This is a genomic window from Zhongshania aliphaticivorans (assembly GCF_001586255.1).
In the GTDB taxonomy this organism is placed as follows: Bacteria; Pseudomonadota; Gammaproteobacteria; order Pseudomonadales; family Spongiibacteraceae; genus Spongiibacter; species Spongiibacter aliphaticivorans.
In genome coordinates this window covers 3,186,747-3,204,162 of the sequence record NZ_CP014544.1, presented here as the reverse complement: position 1 = coordinate 3,204,162, position 17,416 = coordinate 3,186,747, and the positions used below count along the sequence as shown (strand labels likewise).

Genomic DNA, 17,416 nt, shown 5'->3' with positions numbered 1-17,416 from the left:
TGTTGGTCTAGTGGCCGGTGGCGATTATCGCCGCCCGGTATCTTCTTATTTTGTGAACGGACTTAGGGCAGCATGGAATTACGGGCAAGCAATGTACGAAAGCTCCAGGGCGGAACTTTCGATGTTCTGATTCTTGGTGGCGGAATCAATGGCGCAGTGTCGGCTGCCGCGCTGGCAGCGAAAGGAGTGAAAGTTGCGCTAATTGACCGAGGCGACTTTGCGGGTTTAACCAGCTCTAACTCGTCGAATCTGGCGTGGGGTGGTATTAAATACTTAGAGAATCACGAGTATTTTCTGGTTAATAAGCTTTGCCGCAGCCGCAATCACCTGATGCGCAGCTACCCTTCAACGGTTAAAGAAATTCGTTTTCTCACTACTATTCAAAGAGGCTTTCGCTTTCCGGCGTTTTTAGTTTATTTGGGTACGATAGTTTACTGGCTCTTTGGCCGCTTTGTGACTCGCGCGCCGCGCTATATGAGCCGCAAGGCACTGGCCAATGCCGAGGCAGTGATCGATACCAGCAATGCCGAAGGCGGTTTTGAATACTCAGATTGTTATCTTTACGACAATGACGCGCGTTTTGTGTTTAATTTTGTGCGCACCAGCCTCAATTACGGCGGCATTGTCGCGAACTACGTAGAGTCGCTGGGCGCTGAACGGCGCGACGGCGTTTGGCATAGCCAAGTGCGAGATAATATCAGTGGCGAGCAATTTACTGTACGCGCTAAGGTGCTGATAAACGCCTGTGGCCCCTACGTCGACAAACATAATCAGCTGAGCGGACAACACACTGCACACCGTCATTTATTCTCAAAAGGCATTCACTTGGTTGTTGATCGGATCACCGAGAATCAGCGCATACTGACTTTTTTTGCGAGCGATGGTCGTCTGTTTTTTGTTATTCCCATGGGACCTAAAACCTGTATCGGCACCACCGATACCCAAGTTGAGAGCCCCGAGGTGGTCGTGACCGACGCAGATCGGCATTTTGTTTTGGACAATGTTAACGCTTTGCTCAAACTAGAAAAGCCGCTGACCCTCGCCGACATTATTTCTGAGCGCTGTGGTGTGCGACCCCTGGCACTTAAAGGCGAGGACGGCGTAGCCGATTGGGTGAAGTTGTCTCGTAAACACGCTATTGATGTCGACAAGCAAGATCAACACCTGAGCATATTTGGCGGCAAACTCACTGATTGCATCAATGTTGGTGATGAAGTCGCTGAATTAGTGGCAGACCTAGGCATCAAAGTGCCTTACGCCAATAAGCGCTGGTACGGCGAACCGGGGCGCAGCGTAAAGCGGGAATACCTGCATCAAGCCATGCTAATGAATTTAGACGCTTTAACCGACCCCAGCTCCTCTGAACCACTGACCCAGCGCCTGTGGCGGCGCTACGGCCGCAGTGCTATCGAAATGCTGGAGATGATCCGCGAAGACCCCAGTAGCGCGGAATTACTCATCGAAAATGCCGAATACCTGCGCTGTGAGATCGAACACGCGGCGCGCCGAGAAATGATTACCAAACTAGACGACTTCCTGCGCCGCCGCTCAAAAATAGCTCTAGTGGTGCGTAGAGAAGACATAATCAGCGCACCTGGCCTGCGTGAGGCGTGTGAAATTTTGTTTGGTGACGAGGCTGAGGCCAAGTTGGCAGAGTATGTGGCGGAGACGGCTGGGTGATTCGCTGGATGCTGGGCGGGGGGCGCAAAACCCCGTCAGACGTCTGGAATCGGACGTCTGGCGCAAAACCGGTCTTGGTGCCTTGCTATGGCCAACCACCGCGCAATACCCGCTTCGTAGATAAATGTATCCCTGCCTCCGCAGGGACGGTGCTCGGCCTCCGCAGGAGTGACTAATGTATATAGGGAGGCCTAACCCCCAGTCATACCTACGTAGGCCGTTATCTATGCGAGCAAAGCGGGAATGCTGGACGGGAGACGGGAGACGCAAAAGCGAAGCAGAGCCTAAGTTTCCACTGTGATTGTTAATCTGACCATCTTAAGGTAAGCCACTTCGTTGCTGGGATAGGCCCCTGCCTTCGCAGGGGCGACGCTGTAGCTTCACTGGGTATTTTACTTGTCGAGTCATACCTGCGCAGGCAGGTATCCATATGAGCGAAGCGAATGCCCTTAAGCGTCAGACATCCGATTTAACCCCACCGTGAGCGCAGCGAATAAAAGCGTCTCCCGTCTCCCGTCCAGCGTTTTGTGAGACCAAGGCGGCACCCATAAAAAAAGGCCGCACTCGGCGACCTTTTGGCAAATCATCTTAAACTCCAGCGGTCGGGCTTAACGCCAAAAAAGCGTCTCCCATCTCCCGTCAAGCGTCTGACTTCAGACGCCCGACATCCGACTTTCCCTCAATCCGTCTCTTCCCGATTATCAAACTTTGGTGGCTCATAGCGGTCCAGCAAGCCCAAGGTCGCCTTGTTGAGCAACGAGCCTTCTTGATCTTTGCCGACTTGGCTCACAAAGTTGCCATTTTTATCTAGCGAGGGGTGATTTGGGTAGTTTTTGCGCAGTACCATCAGTGACTGATCGGCCAAATCATTCATTTCCAGTAGCAAGTATGCCTGTACCATAACCGCTAAAGCGTCTGGTATGGCTGGGGTTTGCGGCAGATTTTCAATGACGTAGCGGCCACGGTTGGCGGCGGCAAGGTAGGCCTTACGCTTGAAGTAGTAATTGGCGACGTTGATTTCGTAGCGCGCCAGACGGTTGCGCAGCTGCACCATGCGGGCTTTTGCGTCGGGGGCGTATTCGCTGTCTGGGAAGCGTTGCAGTAGCTGACGGAAGTCGTCAAACGACTGAATAGTTGAGCCCGGATCGCGTTGTGTCATATCCGTGGGGATAAAACGCTCTAAAAAGCCTTCACCTTCGGTGTAATTGGCGAGTCCGCGCATATAATAGGCGTAGTCCACTTTCGGGTGTTGGGGGTGCAGGCGAACAAAGCGATCAGCCGCAGCCACTGCCGCCTCGTTGTCGCCACCGCGATAGTAGGCGTAAATGATCTCTAACTGGGCTTGTTCGGCGTACGGGCCGAAGGGGTAGCGGCTTTCTAAGAGCTGTAAATTGTCCACGGCCAATGAAAAGTTTTTGCTTTTCAGGTAGCCTTGCGCAGCTTCGTAGATTTCTCGCTCCGACATTTCGGGCCGATCTGGGCCGCTGGCACAGCCAGCAACCAATATGCTTATAAAGAGAAGTGCAAAGACCTTAACGACAGCTTTCATGTAATTTTTCCAAATAGCGGAATATCCCCGATGACCCCCTACCGTAGCAAGGGCCTGCTATTTAAACACAGCACGCAGATGGTATAAAGAATCAGCTATGACCGAAATTATAGAACGACAGGAAATTGTTCCTGCAGGCTTCAATGGCGACCGTTTTGACCAAGTGGCCGCCCAGTTGTTCCCAGAGTACTCGCGCTCGCGCCTCCAGACCTGGATAAAAAGCGGCGAACTCACCGTCAACGGTGAGGTTCAGCGTACTCGCGACAAAGTTTACGAGGACGATAAGCTGGCATTGCACGCCGAATTACAGTCGGAAGTACGCTGGGAAGCCGAAAAAATTGAGCTTGATATCGTCTATGAAGATGACCATGTCATGGTAATAAATAAACCCTCAGGTTTAGTGGTACACCCCGGCGCTGGTAATCCCGATGGCACATTATTAAATGCACTGTTAAATCACTTCCCCGACATCGCTACCGTTCCGCGCGCGGGTATTGTTCACCGTCTCGACCGGGATACGACTGGCTTGATGATCGCCGCTAAAACGCTAGAGGCGCATACCAGCCTTGTCGCCCAGCTTCAGGCGCGAGAAGTGCACCGGGAATACGATGCCGTGGTCTTTGGCACCATGACTGGTGGCGGCACGGTAGATGAACCGATGGGCCGGCACCCGCGTCAGCGCACTAAAATGGCGGTGAGCCAAATTGGTGGTAAAGAAGCAATTACCCATTATCGTGTTACCCGCCGGTTTTTAAATCACACCCATATTCGCTGTTTTCTGGAAACTGGCCGTACCCACCAAATACGGGTTCATATGGCGCATATTAAATACCCGCTAATTGGCGATCCGCTTTACGCTGGGCGGCCGCGCTTGCCTAAGGGCGCCAGTGAGGTGTTGATTACCCAGTTGCGCGGCTTTGGCCGTCAGGCGCTGCACGCGCGCCGCTTGGAGCTAGAACACCCCATTTCCGGTGACACCATGTCTTGGGAAGTGCCGCTGCCAGAAGATATGAAAGCCTTGCTCGCCGTGCTGTCTACCGAGGATGTACGCTGAGTGTGGCTGACGCCTGATTGGCCTGCACCGGCGTCGGTGGTCGCGCTGTCGACCACCCGAAGTGGTTTTGCGGGGTTTAAGGGCGCGAGTACGGGTCCGTATGAAGGCTTTAATCTTGGCGACCACGTTGCCGACAGCCCAGCAGCCGTGGCGGAAAATCGTCGCCAGTTAGTCGCGCAATGCCAAGGTTTAGACCATATTGGCTGGTTGAATCAAGTGCACGGCACCGACGTTGCCACCCTAACATCGCAATCGCCGTTAGACGCAGTGAACGCGGACGCCAGTATTGCTAGCCGTCCCGGCTTAGGCTGTGGGGTGTTAACCGCCGATTGCGTGCCAGTGCTGTTTTGCCGCCGCGACGGCAGTCAGGTCGCCGCGGCTCACGCCGGCTGGCGAGGGCTGTGTGCGGGGGTGTTGGCAAATACCGTCAGCGCTTTTCATTGTCCAAGCTCGGAACTGCTGGCATGGATTGGCCCTGCCATATCCCAAACTCACTTTGAAGTGGGCGGCGAGGTCTATGAGGCCTTTCAGGCTGGTTTTGCTGGGCCAGCACCGGCGGAGATTCATGCCGCGTTTTGTCCCGCAGCCAACAAGGCTGGCCATTACCATGCCGACTTGTACGCGTTGACCAAGGCGCAATTACACGCCCTCGGCGTGGGCTGGGTGGGTGGCGCGCAACGCTGTACCTTTGCTGAAACCGACGCGTTTTATTCCTTTCGTCGCGACGGCGTCACTGGCCGTCAGTTAAGCCTAGTCTACATCAAGTCTTAGGCTCCGAAACTAGGGGATTACCCTTAGCCATCTTGAAATATGCTCCCTGCTCCCCCATTTATACATCATGGTTAGTGAGGGCTTTGCCTTCTCGTCACTGTTGTCGGAGAGCTTAAAATGCGAATAGATCGTTTTACTACTTCTTTGCAAACTGCGCTTGCAGATGCTCAGTCGCTGGCACTGGGCAAAGACCATCAATACATTGAAGCCGTGCATTTACTCAGTGCCTTGCTCAAGCAGCAGGGGGGGAGCGCTAAACCTTTGCTAAGCCAAGCGGGTGCGAATGTTCCCGTTTTGGAACAGAGTATTGCGGCGGCGTTGGAGCGCATGCCTACGGTGCAAGGCGCGGGTGGGGACGTGCATATCTCACCGGCTCTGGCGCGTATTTTTAATGTCACTGACAAACTCTCGCAGCAGCGTAAAGACAGTTATATTTCCAGTGAGTTAGTGCTGCTGGCAATGCTGGAGTCCAACGACGAAGCCGCTAAGCTCCTTGCCGATAGTGGGGTTAAAAAAGGCGCACTCAATGCTGCGATTGATAAAGTGCGTGGCGGTCAATCCGTCGATGATGCCTCGGCTGAAGAGTCGCGCCAGGCCTTGGATAAATACACTATCGATTTAACTGAGCGGGCCGAGTCAGGCAAGCTCGATCCCGTTATTGGCCGCGACGATGAGATTCGTCGTACCATTCAAGTTTTGCAGCGTCGGACCAAAAATAACCCGGTGCTAATAGGCGAGCCCGGTGTGGGTAAAACCGCCATCGTTGAAGGTCTGGCGCAACGCATTATCAATGGCGAAGTGCCGGAGGGCCTGAAAAACAAACGAGTTCTTTCGTTGGATTTGGGCGCCTTGCTGGCTGGCGCAAAATTCCGTGGTGATTTTGAGGAGCGCTTAAAAGCGGTGCTCAATGAATTGTCCAAGGAAGAGGGGCGGGTGATTTTGTTCATAGACGAACTGCACACCATGGTTGGCGCCGGTAAAGCCGAGGGTGCAATGGACGCGGGCAATATGCTCAAACCGGCCTTGGCGCGGGGTGAGCTGCACTGCGTGGGCGCCACCACTTTAAATGAGTATCGCCAATCTATTGAGAAAGACGCAGCGCTGGAGCGGCGCTTCCAAAAAGTTTTGGTGGAAGAACCCTCCGAAGAAGACACTATCGCGATTTTGCGCGGCCTTAAAGAGCGCTACGAAGTCCATCACGGCGTGGACATCACCGACTCAGCGATTATCGCTGCGACTAAACTATCCCAGCGCTATATTACCGACCGCCAGCTGCCGGATAAGGCCATTGATTTAATCGACGAGGCGGCCAGCCGTATTCGTATGGAGATCGACTCCAAGCCAGAGGTGATGGACAAGCTTGAACGGCGTTTGATTCAGTTGAAAATTCAGCGCGAGGCCGTGAAAAAAGACGATGATCTTGCCGCAAAAAAACAGCTGGAAATACTGAATGCCGACATCAGCAAGGTCGAAAAAGAGTTTTCTGATCTTAATGAAATTTGGAAGGGTGAAAAAGCTGCACTGCAGGGTTCTGCGCAAATTAAGGTGGATTTAGAACAGGCTAAACTCGAGCTGGAAACCGCCCGTCGCGCCGGTGATTTAACTCGCATGTCTGAGCTGCAATACGGCAAAATTCCCGAGTTAGAAAAGCAGTTGGCCACTGCCGATGCAGTGGATCATGGCGCCATGCAATTGCTGCGCAACAAAGTTTCTGAAGAAGAAGTCGCGGAGGTGGTGTCGCGCTGGACCGGGATTCCCATCAGCAAAATGTTGGAAGGAGAGCGGGATAAATTACTGCGCATGGAAGATGAATTACACCAGCGGGTAATTGGTCAGAGCGAAGCGGTAGACGCGGTCTCAAATGCCGTGCGCCGGAGCCGCGCGGGCTTAAGTGACCCCAATCGGCCGAACGGTTCCTTCTTGTTCTTGGGGCCAACTGGGGTCGGTAAAACCGAACTGTGCAAAGCCTTATCGATGTTCCTCTATGACAGCGAAGACGCCATGGTGCGCATTGATATGTCGGAATTTATGGAAAAGCATTCGGTGGCGCGTTTGATTGGCGCGCCTCCGGGCTATGTTGGTTATGAAGAGGGTGGCTATCTCACCGAGGCAGTGCGCCGTCGTCCTTACTCATTGCTGTTATTAGATGAGGTTGAGAAGGCTCACCCTGACGTGTTCAATATTTTATTGCAGGTCTTGGATGACGGGCGTCTTACCGACGGCCAAGGCCGCACGGTCGATTTTCGCAATACGGTGATTGTGATGACCTCGAACCTCGGTTCCGACGTTATTCAAGAAATGACTGTTGCAGGCAGTGAATACCCGAAAATTCGCGACGCCGTACTCAATGTGGTGTCTGGCCATTTCCGTCCAGAGTTTATTAACCGCATCGACGAGTTGGTGGTCTTTGAACCGCTGGACCGCACCCAAGTACAGGCTATTGCCGGTATTCAACTGGGCATTTTAAACAGCCGTTTGGCGGAGCGGGAGCTGCGTTTAGAGGTGAGTGAGGAAGTTTTAGATCGCCTTGCAGATATTGGCTTTGACCCCGTCTACGGCGCGCGGCCATTAAAACGGGCGATTCAGCAGCAGTTTGAAAACCCCTTGGCGCAAAGTTTATTAAAAGGTGAATTTATTGCTGGGCAGGTGATCAATGCCACGGTGGCGGAGGGCAAAATAGTGTTCAAAGCGCCGCGCTTACAGTGATTTACTCGAGGCTTTAAGCCTTGGCATTAAACGCGTCTAGGTAGTATTTCGTATTGATTTGGCATTTCGGGTGATCTGGGTGTGTGTCCGCGTCGTAAAGACCGGGCACAACCACTAATAACCGAGGTGCCATAATGAAATACATTACTCAGCGATCCTCACAGCGAGGGCTACTGGCTCTATCTGTGCTTAGCGCAGCCATTCTCAGTCAGTATGCGATGGCATCCAGCCACCGCGAAGCGCCTTTTATTGCCGGTTCGCCGAAAGTAGACGGCACCGACTTTTACATGTTCCGTAGTTATGAAGCGAATCGTGGTGATTACGTCACCCTGATTGCGAATTACCAGCCCCTGCAAGACGCCTACGGCGGCCCCAATTACTTCACTATGGACCCCACCGCGCTTTACGAAATACATATCGACAATAATGGCGACGCGGTTGAAGACCTTACTTTTCAATTTAAATTTAACAATGCCTATGGTCAGGCCAACGCGGCGGGTTTAATCACTAATGGCGAAATTGAAACGGGCAATGGCGGCGTGCAAGTGCCCTTGTCAGCAGTGGGCGGCGGTAGTGGTAGCACCCCTGGCTTTTTGAATGTAGTCGAAACCTATTCGGTTAACGTGGTCAGCGGTGATCGCCGCAGCGGAACGAGCAGTGCGGTAAGTATGGCGGGCGGTGGGACTACGTTCACCAAGCCAGTTGATAATATTGGTAATAAAACGATTCCAGATTATGCCGGTTATGCCGCGCAGTATGTCTACGATATTGCTGTGCCTGGCTGTACCGGCCAAGGCCGCTTGTTTGTTGGTCAGCGTCGTGAAGGCTTTGTGGTGAATTTGGGTGAGATTTTCGACCAAGTAAACCTGAATCCGCTGGGCGCGCGGGACTCCCGCAGCAATACCATTGCCGATAAAAACGTGACGTCGCTGGCATTGGAACTACCTATTAGCTGTGTGACCGCCGGTAGCGATCCGGTTATTGGCGCGTGGACAACGGCAAGCAAGCGTCAAGGTCGTATCCTCAATCCTGATCCCGCAGGTCCGGTAGCCAATGACGCTGGTCAGGGCCCGAGCATTGAAGGTGGCGCATGGACTCAGGTATCGCGTTTGGGCAGTCCACTGGTGAACGAAGTGGTTATCGGTATTACGGATAAAGACAAATTTAATGCTAGCGAGCCGAAAGACGATGTGGCGAATTTTGCCAGCTACGTGCTTTACCCAACCCTGCCAACATTAGTTGAGGTGTTGTTTGGCGTGCCCGCGCCAATGCCAGAGGGCGGCCGTACCGACCTGCTTGCGGCATTTGTAACTGGCGTGACCACTGGCGCTAATGACACCCCAGCAAACTTCAAATTTACCTCACCGGCAAATTTGACCACGCCGGGTGAAATGCTGCGTATGAACACGGCAATTGCGCCGGTTGTTCCTGGTGCAGAAGGCTATAGCGATCTGGGCTTTTTGGGTTGCGATTTGGCAGGTTTCCCCAATGGTCGTCGGGTAAGCGATGATGTGGTCGATATTGCGCTCACTGTAGCGGAAGGGGCATTACTCGGTGCGAATGGTCTGCAAACCTGTGATCTAAGCGGTAGCTCGCCAGTGGTGGCTAATCCTGGTCAGGTGGTTAATGACGGCGCACTTCCTGATCCGGCTGAGTACTCCACTAGCTTCCCGTATTTAGCTACGCCAATTGCTGGCGCAGTATCTGCCAACTAAAAGGAGTTAGCGATGAATACGATGCTGAAATGCAGCTTGATCCTCGCAGTTATTGTCGGCGTATCTGCTTGTAATGACAGCGATGGTAAATACGATGGTAAGGCGCAAATGAATCCCAATGCCGAACAGAGCTTCAGTCAATTGCTGACCTCGGTGTTTGTGCGTGGTGCCAATGCTGAACCGGTTGCGATCAATGGCGTCAATGTCACCGAGAGCTTCGATGCTCAGGCCATTGCCGACTTGTCAGCGGCCAATTAAGACCGTGGCGCGGGTTGCTACTTTGCGAGTTGGGAATAGCACTCGCGCCATACTTCCTCTGTTATGGGGGCTTATTTTTGGGTCCGGTTTTACCTCAGTAGTGCATGCGTTGACGGGGCCTGTAGTCGTTCATCCCAATAGCGATGAGCAGATAGTATTTACGTTTAGCAAACAAAATGCCGCCGATACAGCGGTGATTAATTCTTTTGAAAGCACCGCCGCGGAGCAGCATATTGCTCGTGCCAAACAAGCACTGCTCGGCTTTCAGGCTAGTGCGAACCCACGGTTTTTAGGCGATGCTCAGCGCGAACTGGCAGGGGTTGCGGAAGTAGATTACAGCGCTGATTTTTATCTGTATCGCGCCTCCTTGCGACAAAGCCTGCATCAATTTTCCCAAGCAAGCGCCGATCTTGACCTTGTAGCTCAAATGCAGCCGGATAATTTTCAGGCGCAAATGATGCGTTTCACGATAGCTTTTGTCATTGGCGATTATTCGGCCGCTGAGCTTGCCTGTGAGAAATTGCAAGGCTTGAATAATGACCTCTATGTCGCGGCGTGCCGCCAGCACGTCCGGGCGGCTCAGCGCCCTAGTGAGGCTGAGTCCGCTTACCTCGACCTGAAAAGTGCCATGGCGAGCGCCGGTGCTTTGGCCGACCGACAGGCGCTTGCATGGGCTGCGGGCAGCCTGGCGGATATTGCCGAGCGCGCTGGGCGTGATGATGCTGCCCAGCTGTGGCAGTGGGTGCTTAGTATGAATGCCAATGATGCATATGCGCGAGCGCGCTTGGCGGCATTGAAGTTAGCCGCTGAAGACTATGCCGCTGTCATCGCATTAACCGCTGATCACCTCACAGTCGATTCCCTCGCTGTATTAAACGCCATTGCTGCGCGGCATCAGGGCGATGGCGAAGCGCTGATAAGTCAATTGCGCGAGCGTTTCAGCGAGGCGCTGTGGCGGGGCGAAGTACTGCACAAGCGCGCCTATGCTCAGTTTTTATTGGATATTGACGACAGGCCTCGTGCCGCCTTGACCTGGGCAGAACGTAATTGGCAGGATCAACGAGAGTGGCCGGATGCCCAGTTATTGGCGCGGGCGCAGCGCGCAGCGGGTGCAGACCTGTGATGCGCCTAATTCTTCTGCTGTTAAGCGTTTGCTTTTCAGTGTCCGCGCTGGCGCATAAGGCCAGTGACAGTTTTATTTATGTGCACGCAGATCAAATTCGGCTGGATATTGCATTGCAAGATATACAGCGCCTGCACAATGTTGACCTAAATCGCGACCAATCGCTGAGTTGGGGTGAGCTGCAGGCCAGCGCATCGCCGCTGCGCGCACTGTTGCGCAGCAATATTAGTTTGACGCAGGGTGATGCAGATTGCCCTTTATTATTTCGTTTAGACGGACTGAGCCAGCACAGTGATGGCGCTTACGCGGTATGGATGCTGGATTCACCTTGTTTGCACAAAAATGGCCCCCTGCAACTTTCCTACACTTTGCTTTTTGAACTTGATCCTCTGCATCGCGCGCTATTAGCGGCGAACGTAGGATCAGCTGGAAATTTGCTGCCGATGGCTAGCGATGCCCCCGACGATCACGTGCAATTAAGTGTGCTGTCGCCGGCGCACAATAGTGCGGTACTGGGTGAGGTAAATGCCTTAGATACCGCCTTGAAATTTGGCTGGGAAGGGGTGGTACATCTGTTGATCGGCTACGATCACCTCATGTTTCTCTTGGCCTTATTGCTCCCGGCAACGCGTCGTCATGGACAGAGCACCTTGCGAGGCGCGTTTACTGATGTGGCGTGGGTGGTCACTATGTTTACCTTGGCACACAGCCTCACTTTGGTGTGTGCGAGCTTGGGCTGGCTTAGTTTACCGTCCAAGCCCGTCGAGATTGGCATTGCGCTGTCAATTAGTCTTGCCGCTGCACTGTTGTTGCTGGATGTAAACAGTCGTATTCAGCGGCGCTTGGCGATGGCAGTTGGTTTGTTACACGGCTTGGGTTTTGCAGGGGTGTTGGCGGGAATGTTGTCGACCAGCCCAATGAAACTAGTGGCGCTGGGGAGCTTTAATCTTGGTATTGAGTTCGCGCAGCTGGTGCTGGTATTGCTGGTTTTGCCCCTACTCTACAGCTTGGCTGCGAGCCGTATTTATCAGCGCTACCTACTGCCATTTGCGGCCTTAGGTTTAGCGCTTAGCGGCTTATTTATGGCATGGCAGCGCCTATAACTCGCGGGTGGGTGTGCGCTAGTTGCAGTGAATCTTGATAACCTCTTGGGCGCGATTCTTCTGCTCGTTTATTTCTTCGCTATTCAAAAACCGGCTGCTACCGTCGGCATTGCTGATGCGAATGCGGGCGCCGTTGGCGGCAAGCGACTGCATATTAGCCTTGGCTTTAGTGCACAACTCTGGGTTTTTGGGCGGCAGCACTTCCATTTTTTCAGGTATCGTCTCGTCGCCATTGTCTGCAAGCTCAGCACTGCTCTCGCTGGTGCTAACATCGCTGTCTAAGCTGGTCCCGCTCGAGGTTTTAATGAAAACCGATGCCCGGCCATTTGGCGGCTGTTGGGTAAAGTGGATTTTGCCCTCGTCATCGCTCCAGCGGTAGTAGCCGCTCTTGTCCGCATAGCTGCTTAAGCTCACCACGGCGAGGGTACTAAATAGGCTGACGATCAATAGTGTCTTATTCATAGTGAGGCGTTGCCGTAAAGATAAGTTGCCTAGATTATGGCAGATAATCTCCACGGAAGAAAAATCGCGAGTCTATTCTGTGGCCGACTACGCTGAATTGAACGGAATACTTGCTGATCCCGTGAATTTACGGGAAATTTGGTATTGACATGAGGGGCCATAGGTTAAAAAATACGGGGTCTACCTTTTAGGTAGCAAATGGCTGTTTTCCGCGCCGCTTACCTGCGGCCAAAGTACAGAGTGCGACTCATCGTGTTGCACGGCTACAACAGTAGTTCCATTCACTCTGCAGACACATGACCTGTGTTGCGAGATTGCCCGCACCGCGTTATCCCGCGTTGCATATAAGCGCTGCTCAGCAGCATTTTGGCGTTTCGCCCGGATTTCAGCCGTGTCGCTGGGACCGGTGGTAATGTGTTTCGACATCTTTGTTCTTGTTAATCGAGTTTCGGGCTTGTCGCTCGGGCTATTTTTTTACAAGTTTTTGCGTATTCAAACTGAATCGAGGGTATTTCAGTGGAATTGTTATCTGGCGGCGAAATGATCGCACGTGCCATGGAAGACGAGGGTGTTGAATTCATCTTTGGCTATCCAGGTGGTGCCGTACTGCATATTTACGATGCTTTATTTAAAAGCTGCAAGGTGCCGCATATTTTGGTGCGTCACGAACAAGCGGCGACGCATGCGGCTGACGGCTATGCCCGCGCTACCGGTAAGCCCGGTGTGGTGCTGGTCACTTCTGGCCCCGGTGCTACCAATGCCATTACGGGTATCGCTACGGCGTATATGGACTCCATTCCAATGGTGGTCTTGTCAGGTCAGGTCGCCACGCACCTAATTGGTGAAGACGCCTTCCAAGAAACGGATATGGTGGGGATCTCTCGGCCTATCGTTAAGCACAGTTTTCAGGTCACGCGCACCGAAGATATTCCTGAGATCATTAAAAAGGCATTTTATATCGCCACTACCGGTCGTCCCGGTCCGGTGGTTGTCGATTTGCCTAAGGATTTAACGAATCCCCACGACAAGTTTGAATACAACTACCCCAAAAAGGTCAAGCTGCGTTCTTACACGCCAGCCACCCGGGGGCACTCTGGGCAGATTAAAAAGGCGGCGAGTTTGCTGTTGTCTGCCAAGCGCCCAATCATTTATGCCGGTGGCGGTGTTGTGCAGGGCAATGCCTCTGAGCAATTGCGGGTCTTGGCGCGGGAATTGAACTTCCCGGTAACCCATACCCTGATGGGGTTGGGTGCGTATCCTGCGAGTGACCGCCAGTTTGTTGGTATGTTGGGTATGCATGGCTTTTACGAGGCCAATAACGCCATGCATCACAGCGATGTGATTTTGGCGGTTGGCGCGCGGTTTGACGACCGGGTCACCAATACTACTGGCAAGTTCTGCCCCGGTGCCAAAATCGTTCATATTGACATTGACCCTGCGGCGATCTCTAAAACCATTGCCGCCGACGTGCCAATTGTTGGTCCCGTCGATTCAGTGTTGAACGATTTGCTGGCCGTTATTCACGAAATGCGTGCGGCCGATAAAACCCTGCCAGACAAAGAAGCCCTTAAACACTGGTGGAATCAAATCGACGAGTGGCGTGACACCCACGGCCTGTGGGTTCGCCCCCAGTACGACATCACTACGCCGTTTATTAAGCCTCAGCAGGTTATTGAAACTCTGTGCAAGGTCACTCACGGAAAGGCATACGTCGCGTCAGACGTTGGTCAGCACCAGATGTTTGCCGCCCAGTACTACAAATTCGATGAGCCGCGCCGCTGGTTGAACTCCGGTGGTCTCGGCACCATGGGCTTTGGTTTGCCTGCGGCGATGGGTGCCAAACTGGCGTTCCCAGATGCAGACGTTGCCTGCGTGACCGGTGAAGGCAGTATTCAGATGAATATTCAGGAGCTGTCGACCTGCGCCCAATACAAGATACCGGTGAAAATCATTAGCTTGTATAACGGCTACTTAGGCATGGTAAAGCAGTGGCAAGACATGCAATACGACGGTCGCTACTCCGAGAGCGTTTACGAAAATTCACTGCCTGACTTTATTAAACTAGCCGAAGCCTATGGTCATGTTGGCATTAAAGTTACCCAGTTAAGCGATTTGGAAGAGGCAATGAAAGAAGCCTTTGCCCGTAAAAATGATCTGGTGTTTATGGATATTCACGTAGACCCCCACGAGCACGTATACCCAATGCATGTCGCTCCTAATGGCAGCATGCGTGATATGTGGCTGAGCAAAACGGAGCGGACATGATGCGACACATAATTTCGGTATTGTTGGAAAATGAGCCGGGTGCCCTGTCGCGGGTAGTGGGTTTGTTCTCTCAGCGTGGTTACAACATTGAGACCCTCAACGTTGCGCCCACAGAAGACCCAACCCTGTCGCGGTTAACCTTAACCACGATCGGTGACGACCACAAAATTGAACAGATCACCAAACACCTCAATCGCCTAATTGATGTTGTTAAGTTGGTCGATCTGTCTGAAGGTGCTCACATTGAGCGTGAACTGATGTTGGTTAAAGTGCGTGCCACCGGTGCCCAGCGCGCCGAAATCAAACGCTGCACTGACATCTTTCGCGGCCAAATCGTCGACGTTGGCCCCAGTGTGTACACCATTCAGGTGACTGGCGCAGCTGACAAACTCGACTCCTTCCTAGAAGCCGTTGGCGAAGCGGCGATCATGGAAGTGGTGCGCAGCGGTGTCTCCGGTATTGCTCGCGGTGAGAAAATATTGAGTTTGTAATTAGGCTTGAATTATTGATGAGGCGCCTTCGGGCGCCTTTTTTTTGCCGGTTTGTGGTGTTTTAACTGATTAAATAATGCACTTGGGTTTATTTTTCTTTTTATATTAGTTACGTTAATTAGCGATGATTATTGAGCTTTAGAAATTAACAGGCCAGCAATTGAGGCATAAGTTCTAGATTTCGATATCGTTTTAATTGAAGTGGGATATTAATCTAGTTGGCGGTTTCTCGCTGTGATGACCTTGTATTCTAAAGCGAATTTCAAAATGAAAAGGAAGGGAAATGGATCTTCAAATGAAGGATGTGCATAATTTTCGGCTTAAATTACTTGCTGTTGGCCTTGTGTCGGCCAGCATACTACCGGGGTGTTTTAATGACCGCAAAGCGAAATCACCCGCAGCATCAGAAATCAGCACGTTTAGAGTGCAGATGGTTGATCAAAGCGGTGCTCGTTTAAACACAGGTAGCATTAGTATCGTCGATGCAGTGGGTGGGGAAGGCGATGCCTCGCGTTTCTCGCTCGCCTCAGACGATAATTCTAAAACGAGTTACAGCGTTATTGATGACGCTGTAACTGGGACTGGGGGGGTAATCGATTTAAATCTGCTGTCTACTTCGCCACGTATTAGCGATAACCCATTAGATGTTGTTTTTGTCGGTTCAGCGCCAAATTTTGTATCTAGCAGCTCGTTGCAAAGTATTACTGCTACCGGCGACTACCTTATAACCATTACCTTAACCGCGATAAACTCTCCAGCGTCTGTTCCTGTTGCAAGTCAATCTGTTACTGGAGCCGCAACGTCTGCTGGCGGCGTCACGAATACCGTAGCGGATATTTCCAGTAGTACGACTACCCGAGCCGCAGACAGTGTTAGCAATACTGCAGCTGTAAAAGGCACGACCTCGGTCACGATTCCCGCGGGAACTCAGTTGAAAACAAGTACTGGAGCGCCGGCTGCTCCTGGTGAGCTCAAGTTAACGGTGGTGCATTTTGACAATGATACCGGTGCAGATGTTGATCCAGATTTTGTGCCGTCGAACGGCTCATTGGCGCTTTTTCCTGGTGGCTTGGATACGACGATAGAGGATGATGACCCGAGTACCCCTGAGTCAGGTTCATTTTCATCGGCAGGTTTTGCGGCGATTGAGTTGCGGGACGCTAACGATGATTTAATTACCGACTTCAGCGGTAACCCCGTTTCAATTGAAATAACTATACCTGCAGGTACGCCATTCCCTGGGGGAGCAACTGGAGCTGGATTGATTGATACAGCGCCCATTGGCACTGTGAATGCCGGCGATACAGTGCCCGTATGGACCTACAATGAGTTGACTGGGAAATGGAAGCCGCAGTTAGATCCAGACACGGGTTTGCCGATCATCGCGACAGTGGAAAGCAAGCCCGACAGTACTTTGTTTGTTTCTTTTAAAACAGATCACCTCACTTATTTTAACTTGGACTACTGGTATAACTACTGTAATTCTAGTGTTAGTGCTCCTGCGAGTTTTAATGTCATTGACGCTGCTGGTCAGCCTAATAAACGGCAGTTCTCATTGTCGTATTATCAACGCAGCGGTGGCTGGGCGCGGACAAAGCGCGCATATTCTTTAGATACCTTCTCGTCGGTTGATGTGTACCGAGCACCAAATTTTCCGGTGGTTTTTGAGCTTAAAGAAGGTGCTGAGAGCCTAATAGCGACGTTTGAGCCTGCGGCTGGCAACCCTATTCTATCTCAAAATGGTAAAATTGCTTTGAGTAATATCTGCGAGTTGGACGGTGGAACAATAAAGTTAAACAAATCTAACCCAGGTACTCCGACAAATATTCCCGTTGATTTTACGGTAGTTAATGTGTGTAGTGATATTCCTGGCGAATTCACAGAAGTTACCGATGCCACAGCATTTGTAACAGGTGGTGATAGTAGCGTAGTAAATGTTCCTTTGGGTGCGTCGACAGGTATAGGCACCGCAAACTTAAGCTCTAATGTCTCCTTTATTTTTTCTGCGGCGGCAGACGGTATTACAAATTCAACGCCGACCTTTACGCCTGCGCAAGTGGGTTCGGCTGGTGTTCGTTTAGTACTCGGCAGCCAGACTTGTAAAACCACTACCGGTGGAACCGGCGGAACTGGTGGCAGTGGTGGTCAGCTTTAATCGCTAGCGTTAGTGCCAAAATAGGGCAGCGTTTAGCCACTGCCCTACATTTTGACAATCATAAGACTAGCTTCATTCGAGGCT

General features: G+C 52.1%; 13 protein-coding genes. 11 read left to right on the top strand and 2 right to left on the bottom strand.

The features are described from left to right. Positions 1-72 precede the first annotated feature (72 nt). Positions 73-1,680: a glycerol-3-phosphate dehydrogenase/oxidase gene (locus AZF00_RS14155; RefSeq protein ID WP_008251451.1), complete on the top strand. Its 1,608-nt coding sequence runs from the start codon at positions 73-75 to the stop codon at positions 1,678-1,680. Positions 1,681-2,359: 679 nt separating this feature from the next. Here the strand turns inward: AZF00_RS14155 and AZF00_RS14150 are convergent. Then, positions 2,360-3,229: an outer membrane protein assembly factor BamD gene (locus AZF00_RS14150; protein WP_008251450.1), complete on the bottom strand. Its 870-nt coding sequence runs from the start codon at positions 3,227-3,229 to the stop codon at positions 2,360-2,362. A gap of 97 nt (positions 3,230-3,326) precedes the next feature. Here AZF00_RS14150 and rluD point away from each other — a divergent pair, with 97 nt between their 5' ends. The 7 genes from rluD to AZF00_RS14115 all read left to right on the top strand — a co-directional run bounded on the left by rluD (position 3,327) and on the right by AZF00_RS14115 (position 11,959). Next, positions 3,327-4,283 carry a 23S rRNA pseudouridine(1911/1915/1917) synthase RluD gene (gene rluD, locus AZF00_RS14145; RefSeq protein WP_008251449.1) on the top strand — a complete coding sequence of 319 codons (957 nt, stop codon included), beginning with the start codon at positions 3,327-3,329 and terminating at the stop codon, positions 4,281-4,283. Beyond that, positions 4,284-5,054: a peptidoglycan editing factor PgeF gene (gene pgeF / locus AZF00_RS14140; protein WP_008251448.1), complete on the top strand. Its 771-nt coding sequence runs from the start codon at positions 4,284-4,286 to the stop codon at positions 5,052-5,054. 117 nt (positions 5,055-5,171) lie between these two features. Continuing rightward, positions 5,172-7,760, top strand: coding sequence for an ATP-dependent chaperone ClpB (gene clpB, locus AZF00_RS14135; RefSeq protein WP_062384094.1), 2,589 nt, complete (start codon positions 5,172-5,174; stop codon positions 7,758-7,760). A 134-nt stretch (positions 7,761-7,894) separates the two neighbouring features. Next, entirely contained in the window at positions 7,895-9,475 is a 1,581-nt protein-coding gene (locus AZF00_RS14130; RefSeq protein ID WP_008251446.1) for a DUF4331 domain-containing protein, read from the top strand. A 12-nt stretch (positions 9,476-9,487) separates the two neighbouring features. After that, on the top strand, positions 9,488-9,733 hold the full coding sequence (locus AZF00_RS14125) for a hypothetical protein (RefSeq protein WP_008251445.1): 246 nt from the start codon (positions 9,488-9,490) through the stop codon (positions 9,731-9,733). Positions 9,734-9,842: 109 nt separating this feature from the next. Then, a complete protein-coding gene (locus AZF00_RS14120; protein WP_008251442.1) occupies positions 9,843-10,856 on the top strand; it encodes a hypothetical protein in 1,014 nt (337 codons plus the stop codon). After that, the gene (locus AZF00_RS14115; RefSeq protein ID WP_008251440.1) at positions 10,856-11,959 is read left to right on the top strand and encodes a HupE/UreJ family protein; all 1,104 of its coding nucleotides are present in this window, start codon (positions 10,856-10,858) and stop codon (positions 11,957-11,959) included. Before AZF00_RS14120 ends, AZF00_RS14115 begins: the two co-directional genes overlap by 1 nt. An 18-nt stretch (positions 11,960-11,977) precedes the next feature. Here the strand turns inward: AZF00_RS14115 and AZF00_RS14110 are convergent, their stop codons facing one another. Continuing rightward, entirely contained in the window at positions 11,978-12,421 is a 444-nt protein-coding gene (locus tag AZF00_RS14110; protein WP_008251437.1) for a DUF4124 domain-containing protein, read from the bottom strand. A gap of 516 nt (positions 12,422-12,937) precedes the next feature. Here AZF00_RS14110 and AZF00_RS14105 point away from each other — a divergent pair. From AZF00_RS14105 to AZF00_RS14095, 3 genes are all read left to right on the top strand, one after another. Next, entirely contained in the window at positions 12,938-14,686 is a 1,749-nt protein-coding gene (locus AZF00_RS14105) for an acetolactate synthase 3 large subunit (RefSeq protein ID WP_008251434.1), read from the top strand. After that, entirely contained in the window at positions 14,686-15,177 is a 492-nt protein-coding gene (gene ilvN, locus AZF00_RS14100) for an acetolactate synthase small subunit (RefSeq protein ID WP_008251432.1), read from the top strand. Before AZF00_RS14105 ends, ilvN begins: the two co-directional genes overlap by 1 nt. Positions 15,178-15,460: 283 nt before the next feature. Further along, entirely contained in the window at positions 15,461-17,332 is a 1,872-nt protein-coding gene (locus tag AZF00_RS14095; protein WP_008251431.1) for a hypothetical protein, read from the top strand. Positions 17,333-17,416: the final 84 nt, after the last annotated feature.